At 74.0% G+C, this 16,701-nt stretch carries 19 protein-coding genes; 13 read left to right on the top strand and 6 right to left on the bottom strand.

Annotation, left to right across the window (positions count from 1 at the left end; all coding sequences use genetic code 11):
- Positions 1–26: 26 nt before the first annotated feature.
- The 3 genes from leuB to MET2598_RS0128695 all read left to right on the top strand — a co-directional run bounded on the left by leuB (position 27) and on the right by MET2598_RS0128695 (position 4,156).
- Positions 27–1,133 carry a 3-isopropylmalate dehydrogenase gene (gene leuB, locus MET2598_RS0128705; RefSeq protein WP_018263197.1) on the top strand — a complete coding sequence of 369 codons (1,107 nt, stop codon included), beginning with the start codon at positions 27–29 and terminating at the stop codon, positions 1,131–1,133.
- A gap of 85 nt (positions 1,134–1,218) precedes the next feature.
- Entirely contained in the window at positions 1,219–2,784 is a 1,566-nt protein-coding gene (locus MET2598_RS0128700) for a cation:proton antiporter (protein WP_012336276.1), read from the top strand.
- Between the two features lie 196 nt (positions 2,785–2,980).
- Positions 2,981–4,156: an alpha-hydroxy acid oxidase gene (locus MET2598_RS0128695; RefSeq protein ID WP_012336277.1), complete on the top strand. Its 1,176-nt coding sequence runs from the start codon at positions 2,981–2,983 to the stop codon at positions 4,154–4,156.
- Positions 4,157–4,370: 214 nt separating this feature from the next.
- On the opposite strand, the gene MET2598_RS0128685 is transcribed toward MET2598_RS0128695, so the two are convergent.
- On the bottom strand, positions 4,371–4,610 hold the full coding sequence (locus MET2598_RS0128685) for a hypothetical protein (RefSeq protein WP_012336278.1): 240 nt from the start codon (positions 4,608–4,610) through the stop codon (positions 4,371–4,373).
- 294 nt (positions 4,611–4,904) lie between these two features.
- Between MET2598_RS0128685 and MET2598_RS42405 the strand changes: the two genes are divergently transcribed.
- Positions 4,905–5,048, top strand: coding sequence for a hypothetical protein (locus MET2598_RS42405; RefSeq protein WP_012336279.1), 144 nt, complete (start codon positions 4,905–4,907; stop codon positions 5,046–5,048).
- A gap of 308 nt (positions 5,049–5,356) precedes the next feature.
- Here the strand turns inward: MET2598_RS42405 and MET2598_RS0128670 are convergent, their stop codons facing one another.
- Entirely contained in the window at positions 5,357–5,884 is a 528-nt protein-coding gene (locus MET2598_RS0128670) for a DUF4142 domain-containing protein (RefSeq protein ID WP_012336281.1), read from the bottom strand.
- A gap of 243 nt (positions 5,885–6,127) precedes the next feature.
- Here MET2598_RS0128670 and MET2598_RS0128665 point away from each other — a divergent pair, with 243 nt between their 5' ends.
- Both MET2598_RS0128665 and MET2598_RS0128660 read left to right on the top strand, forming a co-directional pair.
- Complete coding sequence (locus MET2598_RS0128665) at positions 6,128–6,568, top strand: hypothetical protein (protein ID WP_012336282.1); 441 nt, start codon at positions 6,128–6,130, stop codon at positions 6,566–6,568.
- 115 nt (positions 6,569–6,683) lie between these two features.
- Positions 6,684–6,863 carry a hypothetical protein gene (locus tag MET2598_RS0128660; RefSeq protein ID WP_018263195.1) on the top strand — a complete coding sequence of 60 codons (180 nt, stop codon included), beginning with the start codon at positions 6,684–6,686 and terminating at the stop codon, positions 6,861–6,863.
- A gap of 4 nt (positions 6,864–6,867) precedes the next feature.
- Here the strand turns inward: MET2598_RS0128660 and MET2598_RS0128655 are convergent, their stop codons facing one another.
- Positions 6,868–7,812 (bottom strand): oxidoreductase, encoded by a 945-nt coding sequence (locus MET2598_RS0128655; protein ID WP_036271042.1) that lies wholly within the window; start codon positions 7,810–7,812, stop codon positions 6,868–6,870.
- Positions 7,813–7,968: 156 nt separating this feature from the next.
- Here MET2598_RS0128655 and MET2598_RS0128650 point away from each other — a divergent pair, with 156 nt between their 5' ends.
- Complete coding sequence (locus MET2598_RS0128650; protein ID WP_018263193.1) at positions 7,969–8,172, top strand: ribosome modulation factor; 204 nt, start codon at positions 7,969–7,971, stop codon at positions 8,170–8,172.
- A gap of 7 nt (positions 8,173–8,179) precedes the next feature.
- Here MET2598_RS0128650 and MET2598_RS0128645 read toward each other — a convergent pair whose 3' ends face one another.
- The gene (locus MET2598_RS0128645) at positions 8,180–8,410 is read right to left on the bottom strand and encodes a cysteine rich repeat-containing protein (RefSeq protein ID WP_150108775.1); all 231 of its coding nucleotides are present in this window, start codon (positions 8,408–8,410) and stop codon (positions 8,180–8,182) included.
- Between the two features lie 267 nt (positions 8,411–8,677).
- Between MET2598_RS0128645 and MET2598_RS0128640 the strand changes: the two genes are divergently transcribed.
- Together MET2598_RS0128640 and MET2598_RS0128635 are read left to right on the top strand one after the other, a co-directional pair.
- A complete protein-coding gene (locus tag MET2598_RS0128640; protein WP_018263191.1) occupies positions 8,678–9,049 on the top strand; it encodes a hypothetical protein in 372 nt (123 codons plus the stop codon).
- Between the two features lie 72 nt (positions 9,050–9,121).
- On the top strand, positions 9,122–10,147 hold the full coding sequence (locus MET2598_RS0128635; protein WP_018263190.1) for a DUF808 domain-containing protein: 1,026 nt from the start codon (positions 9,122–9,124) through the stop codon (positions 10,145–10,147).
- Positions 10,148–10,166: 19 nt separating this feature from the next.
- Here MET2598_RS0128635 and MET2598_RS0128630 read toward each other — a convergent pair whose 3' ends face one another.
- Both MET2598_RS0128630 and MET2598_RS0128625 read right to left on the bottom strand, forming a co-directional pair.
- Entirely contained in the window at positions 10,167–11,309 is a 1,143-nt protein-coding gene (locus MET2598_RS0128630; protein WP_018263189.1) for a carboxylate-amine ligase, read from the bottom strand.
- A gap of 20 nt (positions 11,310–11,329) precedes the next feature.
- A complete protein-coding gene (locus MET2598_RS0128625; RefSeq protein ID WP_018263188.1) occupies positions 11,330–11,755 on the bottom strand; it encodes an RNA polymerase sigma factor region1.1 domain-containing protein in 426 nt (141 codons plus the stop codon).
- A gap of 332 nt (positions 11,756–12,087) precedes the next feature.
- Between MET2598_RS0128625 and MET2598_RS0128620 the strand changes: the two genes are divergently transcribed.
- The 4 genes from MET2598_RS0128620 (at position 12,088) to MET2598_RS0128605 (ending at position 16,699) form a co-directional block, all read left to right on the top strand.
- Complete coding sequence (locus tag MET2598_RS0128620; RefSeq protein ID WP_018263187.1) at positions 12,088–13,479, top strand: cytochrome P450; 1,392 nt, start codon at positions 12,088–12,090, stop codon at positions 13,477–13,479.
- A 136-nt stretch (positions 13,480–13,615) separates the two neighbouring features.
- Positions 13,616–14,488 carry a carbohydrate ABC transporter permease gene (locus tag MET2598_RS0128615; protein ID WP_018263186.1) on the top strand — a complete coding sequence of 291 codons (873 nt, stop codon included), beginning with the start codon at positions 13,616–13,618 and terminating at the stop codon, positions 14,486–14,488.
- Positions 14,485–15,309, top strand: coding sequence for a carbohydrate ABC transporter permease (locus tag MET2598_RS0128610; RefSeq protein WP_018263185.1), 825 nt, complete (start codon positions 14,485–14,487; stop codon positions 15,307–15,309). Before MET2598_RS0128615 ends, MET2598_RS0128610 begins: the two co-directional genes overlap by 4 nt.
- 31 nt (positions 15,310–15,340) lie before the next feature.
- Entirely contained in the window at positions 15,341–16,699 is a 1,359-nt protein-coding gene (locus MET2598_RS0128605; protein WP_018263184.1) for an ABC transporter substrate-binding protein, read from the top strand.
- The last annotated feature ends 2 nt before the right edge of the window (positions 16,700–16,701 follow it).

Raw genomic sequence — 16,701 nt, 5'->3', positions numbered from 1 at the left:
TCGTCCCCTCCCCCGGAACCCATCCCATGGCCACGCACAAAATCCTGCTCCTTCCCGGCGACGGCATCGGCCCCGAAGTGGCGCGCGAGGTGGAGAAGGTGCTGGCCTGGCTGTCGGCCCGCGGCATCGCCGCTTTCGAGACCGAGACCGACCTCGTCGGCGGCGCGGCCCTCGACGCGCACGGCGTGCCCCTCACCGAGGCCGCGCTGGAGCGCGCCAGGGCGGCGGACGCGGTGCTGTTCGGCGCCGTCGGCGGGCCGAAATGGGCGGAGGTCGCCTACGCGAAGCGGCCCGAGGCGGGCCTCCTGCGCCTGCGCAAGGATCTCGGGCTGTTCGCGAATCTGCGCCCGGCGATCTGCTACCCGGCGCTCGCCGAGGCCTCGGCGCTCAAGCGGGAGCTGGTCGAGGGGCTCGACATCGTGATCGTCCGCGAACTGACGGGCGGCGTCTATTTCGGCGAGCCCAAGGAGATCGTCACCCTGGAGGACGGCACCAAGCGCGCCGTCGACACCCAGATCTACACGTCGGGCGAGATCGAGCGCATCGCCGCGGTGGCCTTCGACCTCGCCCGCAAGCGGAGCAACAAGGTCTCCTCGGCCGAGAAGCACAACGTGATGAAGACCGGCGTCCTCTGGAAGGAGGTGGTCGGCCGCGTGCACGCCGAGCGGTTCTCCGACGTCGCGCTGGAGCACGTGCTGGCCGACAATTGCGCGATGCAGCTGGTGCGCAACCCCAAGCAGTTCGACGTGCTCGTCACCGACAACCTGTTCGGCGACATCCTGTCGGACGTGGCCGCGATGCTGACCGGCTCGCTCGGGATGCTGCCCTCGGCCTCGCTCGGCGCCGTCGAGAACGGGACGCGGCGCGCCCTCTACGAGCCGGTCCACGGCTCGGCGCCCGACATCGCCGGCCAGAACCTCGCCAACCCGATCGCCATGATCGGCTCGCTCGCCATGGCCCTGCGCTACTCCTTCGACCTCGGCGAGGCCGCCGACCTCGTCGAGGGCGCGATCACCCGGACGCTCGCCTCCGGCACCCGCACCCGCGACATCGCCGGCCCGGGGGCGAACGCGGTCGGGACGCGCGAGATGGGCGACGCGATCCTGCGCGAACTCGCGGCGCTGGCCGGCTGACGGGCGCCGGCCCGGGGGATCTCCCCCGCCCGGTGTCGGTGCGCGCCGCGCGCCCTATCTCCGCAGCCGGGTGGTTGCGGAGCGCATGCACGTCTTCGAATGGATCGTCGGCGTCCTGCTGGTCGCCGTGCTGCTGGCGGCGCTGGCGCGGCGCCTCGGGGCGCCGTTTCCGGCCTTCCTGGCCCTCGGCGGGGCGGCCCTCGCCTTCGTGGACGCGGTCCCGAGCCTGCGCCTCGACCCCGACCTCGCCCTCGCCCTGTTCGTCGCGCCGGTCCTGCTCGATGCCGGCTACGACACGTCCCTGCGCGACCTGCGCGTCAACTGGCTGCCCATCGCCGGCCTCGTCCTCGGGGCGGTCGGCATCACCACGGTGGCGGTGGCCGCGACCCTGCGCTGGCTCGTGCCCGACATGCCGCTCGCGGCCTGCATCGCGCTCGGCGCGATCGTGGCGCCGCCCGACGCGGTCGCGGCCCTCTCGGTGCTGCGCCACGTGCCGCTGCCCCACCGGCTCGTCACCATCCTCAAGGGCGAGAGCCTGTTCAACGACGCCTCGGCGCTGCTGATCTACCGGCTCGCCGTGCCGGCGGCCGTGAGCGGCAGCTTCGCGGCGCGGGACGTGGTGCCGACCTTCCTGATCGGGGTGGTCGGCAGCCTCGTGGCCGGGCCGGTCCTGGCCTGGATCTACGTGCGGGCGGTGCGGGGCATCGCCGACGCGCCGAGCAGCATCGTGCTGCAATTCGTCGCCACCTTCGGGATCTGGGTCATGGCCGAGCGGGCCGGGCTCTCCGGGGTGCTGACGGTGGTGAGTTACGCCATCACCGTGGCACGGATCTCCCCGGCGACGATGCCCGCCCATCTGCGGGTCCCCTCCTACGCGGTCTGGGAGACGGCGGTCTTCGTCCTCAACGTGCTCGCCTTCGTGCTGATCGGGCTGCAGGTCGGGCCGATCCTGGAGGGGCTGACGCCAGAGGACCGCAACCGCTACGCCGTGGTGGCGGCGGCCCTGTTCCTCACCGTGGTGCTGGTGCGCCTCGCCTGGGTGATGGGCGCGGCGGCTTTCGGGCGGCTGTGGCGCCGATACGGGGGGGCGATCGGGCCCGAGCCCGCGAGCCTGTCGGGCAGCGCCACGGTGGCGTGGTGCGGCATGCGCGGCGTCGTCACGGTGGCGCTGGCGCTCGCCCTGCCGGAGGGCGGAGAGCGCGCCTTCCCGTACCGCGACCTCGTGGTGCTCACCGCCTTCGCCGTGGTGCTCGGCACGCTGGTGATCCAGGGCCTCACCCTGCGCCCGCTCCTCGCCTGGCTGGCGCTGCGCGACGACGACCCGGTCGGGCGCGAGGTCGGGCTCGCCCGCGCGGAGGCCTACCGGGCGGCGGTCGCGAGCCTGTCGCGCGAGCGCTCGCCGCACGCGGCGGCCCTGCGCCACGAATTCGCGGCGGTGCTCAACGAGGCCGAGCGCGACCGCGAGGGCCGCGCGCCGGGCAGCCTGCCCTCCGACGCGCCCCGCCGCCGGGCGATCGAGGCCGCCCGCCAGACCATCCTCGACCTGCGCGACAGGGGCGCCATCGGCGACGACGCCTTCTTCCGCCTGGAGGAGGAGCTCGACTGGGCCGAGCTCAGCGCGACGCCGCGGGAGGAGATCGACCAGATCTAGCCCGAAGGCCCCGGGCGGGGCGGGCCAGGGAGCCGCAAGGGGGGTGGGCAAGGGCGCGAGCCTCGGGGTATGGCGGGCACGACGGCCCATCGCGGCGGTGCCCCCGCCGGGACGCCGCGCGAGGAAGCCCCAGAGACCACCCCAGAGGACGCCCATGAGTTCGACCCGGATGCCGTCGTCGCGGCCGCCTTCCCCGATGTCGCGGTTCTTCTCCTCGGCGCCCGCGACCTGCATCGAGGACCTGCGCGTGCTCGCCGAGCGGCGGGTGCCGCGGATGTTCTACGACTATGCCGATTCCGGCTCCTACACCGAGGGCACCTACCGGGCGAACGAGGCCGATTTCGCCGCGATCAAGCTGCGCCAGCGCGTCGCCGTCGACATGACGAACCGCACCCTCGCCAGCACCATGGTCGGCCAGCCGGTCAGCATGCCGGTGGCCCTCGCGCCGACCGGCCTCACCGGCATGCAGCACGCGGACGGCGAGATCCTGGCGGCCCGGGCCGCCGCCAAGGCCGGCGTGCCCTTCACGCTCTCGACCATGAGCATCTGCTCGATCGAGGACGTCGCCGAGAACACCGACCGGCCGTTCTGGTTCCAGCTCTACGTCATGCGCGACCGGGACTTCATCAACCGGCTGATCGACCGCGCCAAGGCGGCCGGCTGCTCGGCCCTGGTGCTCACCCTCGACCTGCAGATCCTCGGCCAGCGCCACAAGGACATCAAGAACGGGCTGTCCACCCCGCCCCGGATGACCCTGCCGAACATCCTCAACCTCGCCACCAAGCCGCGCTGGTGCCTGGACATGCTGCGCACGCAGCGCCGCACCTTCCGCAACATCGTCGGTCACGCGAAGGGGGTGAGCGACCTCTCCTCGCTCTCCTCCTGGACCGCCGAGCAGTTCGACCCGACCCTCAACTGGGACGACGTGAAGCGCATCCAGGACCGCTGGGGTGGCCCGCTCATCCTCAAGGGGATCCTCGATCCGGAGGATGCGGAGCTCGCGGCGCGCAGCGGCGCCCAGGCCCTCATCGTGTCGAACCACGGCGGGCGTCAGCTGGACGGGGCGCCCTCCTCGATCACGGCCCTGCCGGCGATCGCCGAGGCGGTCGGCAGCCGCATCGAGGTGCTGATGGACGGGGGGATCCGCTCGGGGCAGGACGTCATCAAGGCGCTGGCGCTCGGCGCCAAGGGCGTCTTCATCGGCCGCGCCTTCCTGTACGGGCTCGGGGCCGGCGGCGAGGCGGGCGTCACCCAGTGCCTCGACATCATCCGCAAGGAACTCGACACCACCATGGCGATGTGCGGCCTGCGCGACGTCAAGGCGGTGACCTCGGACATCCTGGCGACGCGCTTCGCGCCCGTCGCCGCGTGACCGGATCGCCGCGGAGCGCTCGGGGCTCCGCGGCGCGCGGCCCATCCCACATCCGCTTGATCCCTCTGGGATGGCGGATGCGGGCGTCGCTCAAGCGCCGCGCGGGCTCGTGATCCGACATCCGACGGATTGCTTCGCCATGCGGATGTCGGCCTCGCTCACGCGCCGCGCGGGCTGGTGATCCGGGATCCGCTCGGATCGACCGGATCCCGGATCACATCCGGTGCATGCGGTGCATGCGGTGATGCATCATCCGGTGGCGCATCATCCGGCGGTGGTGCATCTCGCGGTGCATCATCCGGTGGCGCATCATGCGGCGCTCCGTGCGGGTCATCTGCACGTAGGCGGTCGGGGCATGGCCCAGCGCCACCTCGGCGGACGCGGCCGAGGCCGAACCGGTGCCGAGGCCGCCCAGCACCAGGGCGGCGGCCAAGCCCAGAATCGTCTTCTTCATCGTCGTCGTCTCTCCTCGGGGTCCCCTCCGGAAGCGGGGAACGGCCTCATCGACGGATGAGCGGGTGGGAAAGTTTCATCCTGCGGCGGAGGTTCCTCGCAAAAAATCGTTTCGGCCGCGATTGCATCGGGCGCGCCGACGTGCCGGGCGCGGGATCCGCCGACCGGCGGGACCTCGCGCGGCGGAGTACCGAAAGTGCGGCCGCGCTTGCGACCTTCGCGGCGGCTCGCGCGTTGTGCGCTGGAACGGCCGCGGCGAGGCTTCGCGGCCGGCAGACGGGAGGAATGCCGCGTCATGGCAGAAGGCATCCGGATCCAGGCCGACGCGGACGGCACCTTCACCCTCTACAGCGACGACCGGGTGATCCTGCGCGGCCTCACCCGCGCCAAGGCGTACCAGCTCGCGTCGCGGCTCGGCGGCCTCGCCGTCTGCTACTGAAGGGACTGCCCCGCGCCGGGCGCAGCTCTCGGGCAGGATCCTGGTCCGAAACTTGAAACCGCCTCACCGGATCGGCCCGACCGGCAAGGTGGCAGAATGCAGGCATTCCTCTTCGCGCTGGCGCTCGTCGCGCTCCTGGTCGCCCTCGGCGTCCTCGCCCGGCACGCCGACCACGCCGCTTCGGCCGCGCGCCGCGACCCTTCGGGCCGCTGAGGCACGCGCGGCTGAGGCACGCGCGGCCGGGCTCCCGGCCCCGGGGGAGGTTCCCGCGCCGCCCCTGTCCGGAGAGGCGCGGGTGTCCGAGGACGCTACTTGTCGAGGTTCTGCGCCATCTTCAGGTGCTCGGCGAGCGCCGGCTCGGTCTTGCCCGCCCAGGCCTTCAGCTCGTCGTTGTCGCCGCCCTTGGCGTAGCGCTGGAACAGGTCCACCGCGTCCTTGTGCGCCTTCACTTGGTCGCTGTGATACTGCTTGGTGAAGTCGGCCCCGTTGAGGCCCTTCAGCTTGTCGAGCATGCTCTGGTGCGAGGAGTCGAGCGCGGTCGGGATCTCGGCCTTCACCTTGCCGGACTGCACCATGGCCTTCATCTCGGTGCTGGTCTTCTGGTGGTCCTCGATCATCTTTGTGGCGAACTTCTTGGTCGGCTCGTCGGCGCGCTCGGCGGCGAGCTGGCTCGACTGCATCTCGAACATGTCGCTGATCGCCGCCTCCTTGATGAAGTCGGCCGTCGAGGGTGCGGTCCCGATCAGCGAGTTGAGGCCGCTCTTCTCGCTCAGCGACTGGGCGAGGACGGGGCTGGCGAGCATCAGGCCCGCCAGGACGAGGATGGGGCGTCGCATCGTGATCTCCCTTGAGGTGGGGCAGCCGCGCGGCCGCGGCCGGCTCAGCCGGTCGCGCGGCCGGGCGGCGTCGCGCGTGTGCCGGAGGAACTGGCCGTGACCGCCGGGGTTCCGCGGCCGGGGCTTGCGCGGCCGGGGCTTGCGCGGCCGGGACTTGCGCGGCCGGGGCTTGCGCCGCCGGGACTTGCGCGGCGGCGCCGGGCGCGGGAGATGTCGGGGTCGCCATCCGGGTGTCTCGCCCCCATGATCCTGTCCCGCGCCGCCCTCCTGCTCCTCCTGTCCCTCGCCGCGGCCCGGGCCGACGAGTGCGACGCCCTCGCGTCCCGGATCGCCGCGGCCACCGGCACCCGCATCGCCCACCGCGAGGGGCCGGGCGTGGACTTCCGAGGGCCGGGCGGGCTGTCGCTCGACGTGACCTGCCGGGCCGATCCGATCGTGGCCGCCCGCTCCAGCGAGCGCAGCCCCTCGGCCGCCTATTTCGAGGCCATCGCCCGCGCGGCCGCCCTCGCCATCGGCGAGAGCCCCGAGCGGCTGAGCGCCGCCTTCCGCAGCGCCTACGGCGAGGCCCAGGGCCGGCCGAATGGTGGCGTGGTGCGCGAGAACGGATGGCAGGCGAGCTGCTACGTCGATCCGCGCGGCAGCGTGCGCACCTTGTGCTCGGCCGGGCGCATCCCGCGCGAGTGACCGAGTGATCCGGCGAGTGACTCGGGTCGGAAGGCTCGGATCGCACCGCCGGCCCGGCCCTTTCCGGATCGCGGCGGCACTCTACCTCAGGTCGCCCATTGAGGAGATCACAGCCATGGCTACCAAGGCCCGTCGGCGTCCATCCTGGAAGAAGCCCAGGAATCGCAAGCCCGAGAACCGCAAGCCCGAGGCGGAGACGCGGAGCGTCGCGCGGGCGATCGCCGACACGGCCGCGCAGGTGGCCGGCAGCGTGCGGGAGGCGGTCGGCGGCGTGGTGGCCCGGGTGACGGGCTGACCGGTCAGAGCCGGTACGTTACCCCGGTCAGTGCCTCGGAGTCGCGCCAGAGCCGCGCCGCCGCCTGCGCGTCGCGGGCCTGCGCGGCGACCTGCGCCGGGGCCGGATGGCCCCGCGCCTCCCAGATCCCGTCCGGGCCGTAGTAGCGGCCGCTCTCCGCCTCCGGCGCCGTCGCCGCGTAGAGGAGCGGCCAGGCGCCCTGGGCCGCGCTCTGGCCGATCACCGCGAAGATCGCCCGGCCGGCGAATTGCTGGATCGCGCCCGCCCGGTCGCCGCGCCGGAAGATGTCGGTGCGCGCGATGCCGGGATGGACCGGGATCGCCCGCATCGGCGAGCCGGCGGCGCGCAGGCGCCGGTCGAGTTCCAGCCCGAACATCAGCATGGCGAGCTTGGACTGCCGGTAGGCGTCCTGCGGGCCGTAGCCCTGCCGGCGCTGGAGGTCCTCGAAGTGGATCCTCGCCTGCCGGTGGGCGAGGCTCGCGACCGGCACGATCCGCGCGGCCGGGGCCTCCCGCAGCCAGGGCAGGAGCAGCCCGGTGAGCGCGAAATGCCCGAGATAGTTGGTGCCGAGCTGCCGCTCGAACCCGTCCGGGGTCTCCTCCCGGGTGGGCACGGCGGCGATGCCGGCGTTGAGGATGAGGCCGTCGATCCCCAGGCCCCGCGCCTGCCAGCGCTCCGCGAAGGCGCGCACGGAGGCGAGCGCGGCGGTGTCGAGGGGCTCGACGGCGAGGTCGGCGCTCGGGGCGGCGGCGCGGATCGACGCGACGGCGCGCTGCGCCTTGGCCTCGTCGCGGGCCGCCAGCACGACCCGCGCCCCGGCCCGCGCCAGGGCGAGCGCCGCCTCGTAGCCGATCCCGCTCGTCGCCCCGGTGACGATGACGAGTCGGCCGGTCTGGGGCGGGATGGCGGCGGGGGTCCAGGGATTGGCGGGCAAGGACGGCTCGGGCATGGAACTCTGAGGCATGGAACTCTGAGGCATGGCCGACCAATCCGCCGGCGCCGCGGACGTTCCGTCCGCGGGCGGCGCGCCCCGCCCGCCCCGCGCCGCGTTGTCCGCGTTGATCACCCAACTCTCAGTGGATCACCCCACGCTCAGGAGACGGCCGTGACGGACGTGCCCGACGACCACCTCGACCACTACGCCCTCGGCTACTTCGCGCCGACCAAGGGCCTGAGGCGGGAGAATTGCCCCTACGCCGCCGGGACCCCGGCGAATGCCCTCTGGCTCGCGGGCTACGACGCCGCGCGGGCGGGAGAGGCCCCGCCGGAGCGCCCGGCGCCTCCGCCGGGCGAGGCCGGCGGGCGCTGACGGGGGCTCAGCCGCGCCGGGACTTCCTCGCCATCGCGCTCCGGCAGGCCGGGCTGAGGCTGCGGCGGTTCTGGCGCAGGCAGGCCGCCACGCGCTGGGGATCGCTCCCGGCCGAGCTGCACAAGCGCTGCGCATCGGGCGAGCAGGCCTGCCGCGCCGCGTCCGACTGGGCGAAGCTCTCGCTCGACGCGACGCAGGTCATCAGGGTGAAACAGGCGAAAATGGCCACTCGTCCCACGGAAAGCCTCCCTGTCTTTCGCCGAATCTGCGGCGTGATCAAGATACGCGGTGTCGTCACTGAATCCAGCGCCGAATTCGCCAAGTCACGCGGGACTCCCGGCCGGCCCGGCGGGGCCGCCGCGCGCGGCCTGGCGCTCCGCTCCGGGGCGTGCTCGGGTCCAGGCCGCCCGCCGCGCGGGTTCGGGCGCGGGTTCGGGCGCGGGTTCGGGCGCGGGTTCGGGAACGCGGGCGGCGTCCGCGCTTTGCGTCACGACGGGAGGCCGGCATGGAAGCGAAGCTCGTCAGCCTGATCAGGGCGGCCGCCGGGGCGGCGCGGGACCGGGCGCGGACGCATCCGGGCGCCCTCACGCCGGACCAGCTCCCCTGGGCGGTGATCAAGGCCTGGGACGACGACGTGCGCGGCCACGTGGAGCGGGATCCGCGCATCGAGGATGCCCGCGACCACGTGCTGATCACCGCGGTCGACTTCGCCGAGACGCCGCCCGAGACCGAGCCGGAGCGGGTCGGCCCGGCCCGCGACCGGCTCCTCGCCGCGATCGACCGGCTCGAGCGGACGGTGCTGCGCCTCGGGATCGTCAATCGCCGCGCCGCCGCCCTCGGCTACGGCGAGGCCGGGCAGCGCCTCGACGAAGGGTGAAGGGCGCCGCGTGGCGCCGCTTCGGGCTCCGCGCGTTATGCTCCCGGTTCTCTCCACCACGCGGGACACCCGATGGCGACCGGCCTGATCGCGCTCCTCGACGACATCGCCGGCCTGGCGAAGCTCGCGGCCGCCTCCCTCGACGACGCGGCCTCGCAGGCCACGCGGGCCGGCGCCAAGGCGGTGGGGGTCGTCATCGACGACACGGCCGTCACGCCCCGCTACGTCACCGGCTTCTCGGCCTCGCGCGAATTGCCGATCATCGGCAAGATCGCGCTCGGCTCGCTTCGCAACAAGCTGCTCTTCCTGCTTCCCGGCGCGCTGGCGCTGAGCTTCCTGGCGCCCTTCCTGCTCACCCCGCTGCTGATGCTGGGCGGCGCCTACCTGTGCTTCGAGGGGGCCGAGAAGGTGGTGGAGGCTCTGTGGCCCCACGGCGGGGGCGAGGAGGCCGAGCCGGCGACCCCGCGGGACGCCGGGGCGGTGGAGGACCAGAAGGTCGCGAGCGCCATCAAGACCGACTTCATCCTCTCGGCCGAGATCATGGCGCTCACCCTCGCGGGCGTGGCGGAGGCCGGGCTCGCCACCCAGGTCTTCGTGCTGGCGGCGGTGGGCATCGGCATCACCGGACTCGTCTACGGGGTGGTGGCGCTGATCGTGAAGGCGGACGATGTCGGGCTGGCCCTCGCCCGCGAGGAGCGCCCGGCCTCGACCCTGTTCGGCCTGCGCGCGCCTTCGGGGCCCGCCCCGACCCCGGGCGACCGGCGGCTTCGCCCGCTCACCCGGGCAGTCGGGCGCGGGCTGGTCCGCCTGATGCCGGCGCTGCTGCGCGGGCTCGGGATCGTCGGCACGGCAGCCATGATCTGGGTCGGCGGCGGCATCCTGGTGCACGGGCTGGAGGGGTTCGGCCTCGCCGCGCTCGGCCACGGCATCGCGCATGCCGCCGAGGCGGTCGGCGATCGGGTGCCCTTCGGCGAGGCCGCGGCCGAGTGGGTGGTGACGGCCGCGCTCTCGGGCGTGGTCGGCCTCGTCGTCGGCGCGCTGCTGATCCCGGTCGCCCGCCACCTCGTCACGCCGGCCCTCGCCAGCCTGCGGGCCTGACGGGCCGCGCCGGGCCGCCCTACGCCGGCGCGGCGCCCTCGCGTCCGTCCGTCTCGCGGGCGAGCAGGTCGACCACGGCCGCGAGGGCCGCCTCCTCGCTCGCCCCGGCGCCGCGGGCGGCCTCGTAGGCGGCCACCTGACGGTCGGCGCTCGTCCCCTGCGCCAGGATCCGCCGCGGCCCCTCCAGCGCCTCGGGGCAGCCGAGCGCCTCGGCATCCTCCGCCACCAGGGCGAGGACCGCCTCCAGGGCCTCCGCGAACGGCACCGCGGCCTCGCGCGCCTCGTCGATCAGCGCGGCCCGCGCGCCGTCCGCCTGCGCCCGCCAGAGGTTCTCCCGGGCGAGCGCGCGGGAGACGCCGTCGAGGTCCGCGTTCAGGTCGGGGCGGCGCTCGACCGCGCGCACCAGGCAGCGGTAGAGCGCCGCCACCGCGAGCGCGTCGTCGAGGCGCGGGATGCTGTCGGCGACCCGCAATTCCAGCGTCGGGTAGCGCAGGGACGGCCGCAGGTGCCACCACAGGAAGCTCGCGTCCCGTATGGCGCCCGCCCGCTCCATGATCCGAATGTAGCGCGCGTAGGCGTCCGGCCCGGCGAAGAAGTCGGGCAGCCCGGTCCGGGGCAGCTCGCCGAAGACGCTGAGCCGGTAGCCCGCGAGGCCGGTCGGGCGGCCCTGCCAGAAGGGCGAGGAGACCGAGAGCCCGAGGAGCAGGGGCAGGAAGGGCGTCAGCCGGGTCAGCAGGTCGATGCGGGCCGCCGGATCCGCCACCTCCACGTGGACGTGCAGCCCGCTCACCACGCTGCGCCGCCCGACCATCCGCACCGCGTCGAGGATCGTCCGGTAGCGGGCGCCGTCCGTCGGCCGCTGCCGCTCCCAGGCGGCGGTCGGGTGGGTGCCGGCGGCGAGGACCAGGAGCCCGTGCACCCGCCCGATCTCGGCGAGGCCCCGGCGCAGGCCGGCGAGGGAGGCGCGGGCCGCCGCGGCCTCGGTCGCAGGCGGCGAGGCGATCTCGACCTGGCTCTCCAGCAACTCGCGCTCGGCGGCGGGCAGGAGCGCGCGGGCGGCGGCGTGGAAGCCCGCCACGCCCTCGCCGGGCGTGCCGCGGGTCGCCGCGTCGGCGAGGAAGAACTCCTCCTCGATGCCGAACGGGTAGGCGTGGTCGCGCATCGCAGCCTCGTGTCGAGCCGTCAATGGGAGAGCGCGGCGGCGATGAGCAGCCCGAGGACGATCGCGCCGAACCCGGCGAGCGCGATCGCCCGATCCTCCCGGGCGGCGGGCCGGGCCGGCGCCGGCCGGGGTGCGGCGGCGGCGGAGGCCGCGCCGGCGCGCGCCGCCGGGCCGGGCGGGGCCGCCCGCGGCGCCTCGCGCCCCGCCGGCAGCTCGGCGGCCGGCGGCGGCGCGGCGGAGAATCCCCGCCCCGGCGCGAGCAGATCCTCCTCCAGCTCGACCGGCACGCCGGCCTCCTCGAGTTCGATCAGCACCAGGGCGATCGCGTCCGGGCTCATCCCCGAGATCGGAAGCGCGGCGCGCAGGTCCGCGCTGGTGAGTTCGCCCCGCTCCCTGCCTCGGGCGATCAGCCGGTCGAGGGTCGCGCGGTCGATGGCGGGCTGCATGGAATCCTCCTCGCGGCGACGGTCCGTCCCGGGCAGGGTCTCCCGTCCCGGGCGGTCCTGAGTGAACCGCGGGCGGGCGCCTCGCCGCGCGCCCGGCCGCCGCGGCGCGGAGCATCAACGTGGCGCGCGCCCGGGCGTTGCGTCCGCGCGGCCACGCTGCCGCCCAGGTCTGCCCGCAAGGACGGGGCTCGGTCGCCCGGGGCCTTGATGCCGGCCCACCGGGTGACGAGGTTCAGGAGCGCGCCGCGACCCGGGGCGCGGGGCGCCCTCGCGGGCGCCGGAGCGCCGCTGGGCGCGCAGGCGCCGCTTCGGGCGCGGAGGACGGCCGAGCCATGACCGCGCAACCGACGCTCCCGCTGGACTGGCCGACGACGGCCCGCCTCGACCCGCCCGAGACCCCGCTCGCGCCCCTGCGCTACATCCGCACCGTGGTGCGCAACCCGGTCGAGACCTGGCCGCGCGCGGTCTACCGCGACCGCGTCTACCAATCGACCTTCCTGGGCCGCGCGACCCTGTTCGTGATGGATCCGGGCCTCGTGCGGACGGTGCTGGTCGATCGGGCCGAGTCCTTCGAGAAGTCGGAGGTGCTGCGCCGCTCCCTCTCGCCGGCCCTCGGCGACGCGATCCTGACCGCGGACGGGGCGCGCTGGCGCTGGCAGCGGCGGGCGGCGGCGCCGATCTTCCGCAACGAGCGCATCCTGGGCTTCCTGCCGGCGATGATCGCCGCCGCCGAGCGCACCCGCGAGGCGCTGAAGGGCCTGCCGCCCGGCACCGAGGCCGACCTCGCCCAGGTGATGATGCGCACCACCTTCGACATCATCGCCGCCACCATGCTCTCCAGCCACGGCCGCATCGACGTGGCGCGGGTCGAGCGCGGCATCACCGACTACCTCGAATCGACCAGCTGGATCTTCGCCCTGACCCTGCTGCGGGCGCCGGCCTGGATGCCCTTCCCGGGCCGGCGGCGCTCCGAGGCGGCGCGGACCTACCTGCGGGACGAGCTCCTGCGCCTCGTGGCCGAGGGCCGGGCCGGCGGCGTCGAGGGCCGGGACGACCTGCTCAGCCTGCTGGTCGCCGCCCGCGATCCGGAATCCGGCCGGGCGATGGACGACCGCGACGTCGCCGACAACCTGCTCACCTTCGTCACCGCCGGGCACGAGACCACGGCGCTCGCCCTCGCCTGGACCCTCTACCTCCTGGCCCTGCATCCCGCGATCGAGGCGCGGGTCGTGGCGGAGGTCGAGGCGGTGACGGGCGGCGGGCCCCTGGCGCCGCACCACGTCGAGGCGCTCGGCTTCACGCGCCAGGCCATCCAGGAGGCGATGCGCCTCTACCCCCCCGCCCCCGTCCTGGTGCGGGCGGCGCTGGAGGAGGTCGATGTCGGCGGCCACCGGATCGGCCCCGGCACCCCGGTGACCGTGCCGATCTACGCCATCCACCGCCACGCCCTGCTCTGGGACGAGCCCGACCGCTTCGACCCGGACCGCTTCGCCCCCGAGGCCGCCAAGGCCCGCGACCGCTACGCCTACCTGCCCTTCGGGGCGGGGCCGCGCATCTGCATCGGCATGAGCTTCGCGCTCATGGAAGCGGTGGCGATCCTGGCGGTGCTGATCCGCGACCTGCGCTTCGCCCTGCGCCCGGGCTTCGTGCCGACGCTCAAGCAGCGCATCACCCTGCGGCCGGCCGAGGGCATGCCGATGCGGGTGGCGCCGCGGGCGGGGTGACGCCTCGGGCGCGGCGCCTTCATTCCCCTGTCATCGAAGCCCCCGATGACGGCGCCGTCGACGGTTTCGGCGGATCCCGGTGTCGCAGGCGCTCGAACAGACGCGGACCAGTGCTCCGGCGGCTCCCCCGCCACGGATGCGGCCGTCGCTCCGCCCGCTCCTGCCCTACGGGCTCCTGCTCCCCTCGCTGATCTTCCTCGCCCTCTTCACCTACTGGCCGGTCGCCGAGGTGCTGTGGGACGCCACCCACGCGGTCTCGCGCCGGACCACCCGCTTCGTCGGGCTCGACAATTTCGCGGCGCTGTTCGCCGATCCCTCGTTCCGGACCTCGCTCCTCCAGACCGGGCTCTACGCCCTCCTGACGGTGGTCCCGAGCCTCGTCCTGGCGGTCGCCCTCGCCCTCGCCCTCGACGGCGGCGGGCGCCTGCGGGCGCTCCTGCGCGCCGCGTTCTTCCTGCCGGTGATGATCCCGCTCGTCGGCGCGGCGGCCCTGTTCCTGTTCCTGTTCCTGCCCGGCACCGGGCTGATCGACTACCATCTCGCCAAGCTCGGCCTCTCGGGCGCCAACTGGCTCGGCGACCCGGACCTCGCGCTCCTGTCGATCGCCGCCCTGACGGTGTGGAAGAACGCCGGCTACTACATGCTCTTCGTCCTGGCGGGCCTGCAGGCGATCCCGGCGGAGCTGCGCGAGGCCGCGCTCCTCGACGGGGCGGGGCCCTGGCAGCGCCTGCGCTTCGTCATCCTGCCCGCCCTGCGGCCGACGCTCGCCTTCGTCCTCGTCATCGCCCTCCTCAACGTGGTGACGCAGGTCGACCACGTCTTCGTGCTCACCAGGGGCGGGCCCTCGGACGCCACCAAGCTCTTCCTGTTGTACATCTACGAGCAGGCCGTGGAGCGCTACGACGGCGGCCGGGCCGCCGCCGCGACCGTGGTGATGCTGGCGATCCTGATCGCGCTCACCGCCGCCTCCCTGCGCCGGGTCGAGCGCCGGTCGGAGGAGGCGCCGTGACCCGGGAGCGCCTCCCCGCCCTCGGGCGCGCCGCGGCGGGGCTCCTCGCCCTCGTCTGGGTGATCCCCTTCCTGTGGATGGGGGTCGCGACCCTGCGCCCGCCCGGGGCCGCGGGCGCCGCGGCCTCCCTGGTGCCGGGTGGAGCGCCCAGCCTCGCCAACCTCGCGGAGGCCTGGGCCTCGGCGCCCTTCCCGCTCTACGCCCTCAACACGCTGCTGATCTGCGCCGGCATCCTGGCGCTGCAGCTCGTCACCGCCTCGCTCGCCGCCTACGCGTTCGCGCGCCTCGACTTTCCCGGCCGCACGGCCCTGTTCTACGCCTTCCTGGTCCAGCTGATGCTGGTTCCGGTGGTGCTGATCGTCCCCAACCTGAAGACGGTGGCGATGCTCGGCCTCTACGACACGCTGCCGGGCGTGATGGCGCCCTACTGCGCCACCGCCTTCGGGACCTTCCTGCTGCGCCAGAGCTTCCGCGAGGTGCCGCGCGAACTCGAGGACGCTGCCCGAATCGACGGGGCCGGCCTCCTCCAGCGCATCCGCCACGTCTACCTGCCGCTGACCAAGCCGACCCTGATCGCCTTCTCGATCGTCTCGGTGACGACCCACTGGAACGAGTTCGTCTGGCCGCTGATGGTCGTCACCTCCCCCGACCGGCGGCCGCTCACCCTCGGCCTCGCCACCTTCACGCTCAGCGCCGAGGGCACCCAGGCCTGGGGCGTGATCGCGGCCGGGACGCTCCTCGTCAGCACGCCGCTCCTCGTCGCCTTCCTGCTGTTCCAGCGCCGCTTCGTGAACAGCTTCCTCGACTCCGGCCTCAAGTGATGAGGAGGGCAAATCATGAAGAGGAAAAGTCATGAAGAGGGCAAATGATCACGCGCAAGCGCGTGCCGCGACCTCCTGGTGGAGGGCCGCGCGCCTCGCGGCCGCACTCCTCCTCGGCGGCGCGGCCGGCGCGGCGGCGGCGGACCTCGACTTGTTCTTCCCGGTGCCGGTCGACGGGGCCCTGGCCAGGACCATGACGGGGCTGGTCAAGGAGTTCAACGAGGCCCATCCCGGCACCCGGGTGACGCCCGTCTTCACGGGCTCCTACGACGACACGCTGCTGAAGACCCGGGCGGCGATCAAGGCCGGCAAGCCGCCGGGCGCCGTCATCATGTCGGCGAACTTCCTCACCGACCTCGCCATCGAGCGCGAGATCGCGCCCTTCGACGACCTGATCGCGGCCGAGGGCGGGACCCCGGACGCCTTCATGGACCAGTTCTTCCCGGCGCTGAAGGGCAACGCCGTCGTCGAGCGCAAGGTCTACGGGGTGCCGTTCCACAACTCGACCCCCCTGCTCTACTACAATGTCGAGCAGTTCCGCGAGGCCGGCCTCGACCCCGACGCGCCGCCGCGGACCTGGGACGAGCTCGCCGCCGCCGCCCGCAAGCTCACGCGGCGCGAGGGCGGCCGGGTCACCCGCTGGGGGATCATGATGCCGTCCAACTACGATTACGGTGGCTGGATCCTGCAGGCGCTCACCCTGTCGAATGGCGGGCGCTGGTACAACGAGGAGTATGGTGGCGAGGTCTACTACGACACGCCGACGGTGCTGGGCGCCCTGAGCTTCTGGGCCGACCTCGTGCACAGGGCCAAGGTGCATCCGGCCGGCGAGATCAAGGGCCCGGCGGTCACGGCCGCGTTCCTGTCGGGCCAGGCCGCGATGATGATCATCTCGACCGGTTCCCTCACCTTCATCCGCGACAGCGCCAAGTTCCCGTTCCGGGTCGCCTTCGTGCCGATGAACGTGCGCCCGGCGGTGCCGATCGGCGGCGCCTCCCTGGTCCAGCCGACCGGCCTCGACCCCGAGACCCGCAAGGCCGGCTGGACCCTGATCCGATGGCTGACCTCGCCGGCGATCTCGGGCCGCTGGAGCCGGGCGACCGGCTACTTCGCGCCGAACCGGGCCGCCTACGACCTGCCCGAGATGCGGGCCTTCCTCGCCGGGAACCCGGACGCGAAGATCGCCGTCGACCAGCTCGCCAACGCCAAGCCCTGGTTTGCCACCTACCGCACGGTGCCGGTGCGCAAGGCGATCGAGGACGAGCTGCAGGCGGTGCTCGCCGGCAAGCGCCAGCCGAAGGAGGCCCTCGCCGCCGCCCAGACGAGCGCCGACGCGATCCTGCGCCCCTACGTCGAGGACACGGCGCTGCGGCTGCCGGGCGCGGAGTGAGC

It is taken from the genome of Methylobacterium sp. WSM2598 (assembly GCF_000379105.1).
Classification (GTDB): Bacteria; Pseudomonadota; Alphaproteobacteria; order Rhizobiales; family Beijerinckiaceae; genus Methylobacterium.
The sequence above is the reverse complement of the archived record's forward strand: the minus strand, read 5'-3'. Positions and strand labels throughout refer to the sequence as shown.

Excerpts from the sequence above, each read along its gene's own strand:
- MET2598_RS0128640 (WP_018263191.1), top strand. The coding sequence starts at position 8,678 with ATGGAAGCGAAGCTCGTCAGCCTGATCAGGGCGGCCGCCGGGGCGGCG.
- MET2598_RS0128660 (WP_018263195.1), top strand. The coding sequence starts at position 6,684 with ATGGCTACCAAGGCCCGTCGGCGTCCATCCTGGAAGAAGCCCAGGAAT.
- MET2598_RS0128670 (WP_012336281.1), bottom strand. The coding sequence starts at position 5,884 with ATGCGACGCCCCATCCTCGTCCTGGCGGGCCTGATGCTCGCCAGCCCC.
- MET2598_RS0128620 (WP_018263187.1), top strand. The coding sequence starts at position 12,088 with ATGACCGCGCAACCGACGCTCCCGCTGGACTGGCCGACGACGGCCCGC.
- MET2598_RS0128665 (WP_012336282.1), top strand. The coding sequence starts at position 6,128 with ATGATCCTGTCCCGCGCCGCCCTCCTGCTCCTCCTGTCCCTCGCCGCG.
- MET2598_RS0128695 (WP_012336277.1), top strand. The coding sequence starts at position 2,981 with ATGTCGCGGTTCTTCTCCTCGGCGCCCGCGACCTGCATCGAGGACCTG.
- MET2598_RS0128700 (WP_012336276.1), top strand. The coding sequence starts at position 1,219 with ATGCACGTCTTCGAATGGATCGTCGGCGTCCTGCTGGTCGCCGTGCTG.
- MET2598_RS0128625 (WP_018263188.1), bottom strand. The coding sequence starts at position 11,755 with ATGCAGCCCGCCATCGACCGCGCGACCCTCGACCGGCTGATCGCCCGA.
- leuB (WP_018263197.1), top strand. The coding sequence starts at position 27 with ATGGCCACGCACAAAATCCTGCTCCTTCCCGGCGACGGCATCGGCCCC.
- MET2598_RS0128685 (WP_012336278.1), bottom strand. The coding sequence starts at position 4,610 with ATGAAGAAGACGATTCTGGGCTTGGCCGCCGCCCTGGTGCTGGGCGGC.
- MET2598_RS0128630 (WP_018263189.1), bottom strand. The coding sequence starts at position 11,309 with ATGCGCGACCACGCCTACCCGTTCGGCATCGAGGAGGAGTTCTTCCTC.
- MET2598_RS0128605 (WP_018263184.1), top strand. The coding sequence starts at position 15,341 with ATGAAGAGGGCAAATGATCACGCGCAAGCGCGTGCCGCGACCTCCTGG.
- MET2598_RS0128635 (WP_018263190.1), top strand. The coding sequence starts at position 9,122 with ATGGCGACCGGCCTGATCGCGCTCCTCGACGACATCGCCGGCCTGGCG.
- MET2598_RS0128615 (WP_018263186.1), top strand. The coding sequence starts at position 13,616 with ATGCGGCCGTCGCTCCGCCCGCTCCTGCCCTACGGGCTCCTGCTCCCC.
- MET2598_RS42405 (WP_012336279.1), top strand. The coding sequence starts at position 4,905 with ATGGCAGAAGGCATCCGGATCCAGGCCGACGCGGACGGCACCTTCACC.
- MET2598_RS0128655 (WP_036271042.1), bottom strand. The coding sequence starts at position 7,812 with ATGCCCGAGCCGTCCTTGCCCGCCAATCCCTGGACCCCCGCCGCCATC.